This window comes from Paenalicyclobacillus cellulosilyticus, assembly GCF_014647315.1.
Taxonomy (GTDB): domain Bacteria; phylum Bacillota; class Bacilli; order Alicyclobacillales; family Alicyclobacillaceae; genus Alicyclobacillus_J; species Alicyclobacillus_J cellulosilyticus.
In genome coordinates, this window is the sequence record NZ_BMOY01000115.1 from 1 (window position 1) to 632 (window position 632).

Here is a 632-nt window from a genome sequence, read left to right on the forward strand (position 1 = left end):
GAGCAATCGTCCCTGGAATCTGAGCATGTGTTTTATCCAGAGCTAGGACAAACAAATCCCTTTTTACATATGGGGCTTCATTTAGCAGTTCGTGATCAAGTCACAACCGATCGCCCCAATGGGATTCGTTCCATTTTTCAAACACTCGTTCAAAAACATCATGATCCACTTTGTGTTGAGCATAAAATGATGGATTGCTTCGCAGAGACATTATGGTTAGCAGAGCGTCATCAATGCATGCCGGATGTATCGCACTATTTAAGTCTTTGTAAACGTCTTTTAGCTACTTCCCTATTCTAAGATGTTACAATTCGACTTATAGTAGGAGAGTATTTTTTTGATGCGTTTTCAATTTATGGAGATATCTATGAAGCGTCTCTTTCTATTATTCTTGGCGTTCATTTCCTTTTCTACCTGGACGTATGCAGATACACCTGAAGCCAATGGCTCACAAGCTCCCGCGGCAGCCAGTAATAACACCGCGACTTCTTCGGACTCAGAAATGAATAATTCAAAGGCAACGGATGAAGCCGATGATCAACAGGACGATGAAGATGGCGATGAGCATGATAGCGATGAAGATGATCCAGCCCAGGACCCTGATCCCGAAGCGGATGTTGGTACACCTTCTT

Annotated in this window: 1 protein-coding gene and 1 pseudogene; both read left to right on the forward strand. The window is 43.0% G+C overall.

Annotation, left to right across the window (positions count from 1 at the left end; all coding sequences use genetic code 11):
• Positions 1–300, forward strand: a 300-nt coding sequence (locus IEX97_RS13070) for a DUF1841 family protein (protein ID WP_188883535.1), incomplete at its 5' end; no start/stop codon positions are given.
• 37 nt (positions 301–337) lie between these two features.
• Positions 338–632: pseudogene (locus IEX97_RS13075) on the forward strand (hypothetical protein); the annotation flags it as partial.